General features: G+C 65.8%; 1 protein-coding gene and 1 pseudogene. One reads left to right on the top strand and one right to left on the bottom strand.

All coding sequences use genetic code 11. The annotated features are described in order from the left end of the window. Positions 1-647 (bottom strand): annotated as a pseudogene (locus RA21_RS21740) (bifunctional metallophosphatase/5'-nucleotidase); the annotation flags it as partial. A gap of 334 nt (positions 648-981) precedes the next feature. On the opposite strand from RA21_RS21740, the gene RA21_RS21735 reads away from it, so the two are divergent. Then, positions 982-1537, top strand: a 556-nt coding sequence (locus tag RA21_RS21735; RefSeq protein ID WP_342586532.1) for an NUDIX-like domain-containing protein, incomplete at its 3' end; no start/stop codon positions are given.

Below are 1537 nucleotides of genomic sequence, written 5' to 3'. Positions count from 1 at the left end.
GCCAGCGCCAGCACCAGATCGCAGCCTTCCGCCTTCAGCTGCCGCGCCCGCTCTGCTGCGGCTTCAATAATGCCGTCTGCCCGCAGCTGCCCCTCCAGCGCTTGCCGGCACCAGGCCAGCGTCTGCGGCGGCAGGACAGAGATCACTCCGATTTGCACCGGCGGCAGGTCCGGGCAGCAAGGCACTGTCCGCTCCAGCACGGCCGAGGCTGCAAAGGGCAGCGCGCGGCCGGGATCAGCCGCTGACAGGTTGGAGCACAGGACCGGACAGGGCGCGTCCTTCAACGCATTTGCCAGCGCCTCCAGCCCGGAATCGAAATCGTGATTGCCCAGGCCAGCGGCATCATATTCCAGAACCTGGAATGCACGCACCAGCGGATGCGGACCGGACGCCTGCGGCAGAACATCTCCCAGCGGCGCCCCCTGCAAACCGTCGCCATTGTCGACCAGGATACAGGCCGCCCCGCTTTGCGCAGCCTCAGCACGCGCTTGGGAAATCAGGGTTGCGACCCGCGACAGTCCAATGGCCGGATCCGGCCTGTTGGCATAGTAATCATGGCTCAGCAGATTGCAGTGCAGGTCCGTGGTGGCCAGCACATGCAATTCCCCGGCACTGCGGGGCTTGGAGGCCGCCGGCCCGCCTGTCATGTCCAAAATACTGCTGACACCGCCTGCCCGCCGCTCCTCTCGCACCATTCGGCGCCATTCTTGTTCGGCGCTATTTGAATCAGCGTTTTCAGAATTTGCAAAGAATCCTTTTCGCTGCGTATTAACTTTTTCGTAGACGCCCTGAGGCGGCGGCGCGGATGCCCCTGTTCTGCTGCAAAATGACCCTACGTCAACGATGCCAGGTGTGGCGGCACTGCGACAGGCAAGCACAGATCGCAGGCAAATGCTGGCAACGGCTGCGGCACACTGTCATGCATTGCCGCATTTCCCCGTTGAGCGCGGCCAGGCGTCCGCCAGCCATAGGAGAATTGCCATGAAACGCGCGGAACAGGTGACCTTTGGCGGCGGCGGGCTGGAGCGCGCGGCGCATCTGCGCACGGACACGGCGGCGCTGGAGGCGGCCTGGAACAGCTCTGAGGTGCAGGTGCTGCTGATGTGGCGCGGCAAGCCGCTCACGCGGCGTGCAGCGGAGGGGGATCTGCCTTGCGGCCTGGCTTGGACCCTGCCCTCGCATCCGCTGGCGGCGGACCGCAAGGGTGACGCCATTTACCTGGGCCAGGCCCCCGGCGGCACGCATTGCTTTGCCTGCGACATCAGCGATTGGCAGCCGCAGGACCTGGACCAGGATGCGCTCAACAGCTTTGCCGACGCCAGCGAGCAGCAGCATCCTGAGCTGCCGGACACACATGTCTTTGCAGAGCTGCGCCGGATCATGACCCGCCTCACCCCGCTGGAGGCGGAACTGTCCGCCACCGCCAAGGCGCTCTTGGCCTGGCACCGCAGCCACCGGTTCTGCGCATGCTGCGGCGCACCCAGTGACATGGCGCAGGCGGGCTGGCAGCGCGTCTGCCCGTCCTGCAAGACCCCGC

The sequence above is a fragment of the Leisingera sp. ANG-DT genome, assembly GCF_000813785.1.
GTDB lineage: Bacteria > Pseudomonadota > Alphaproteobacteria > Rhodobacterales > Rhodobacteraceae > Leisingera.
The sequence above is the reverse complement of the archived record's forward strand: the minus strand, read 5'-3'. Positions and strand labels throughout refer to the sequence as shown.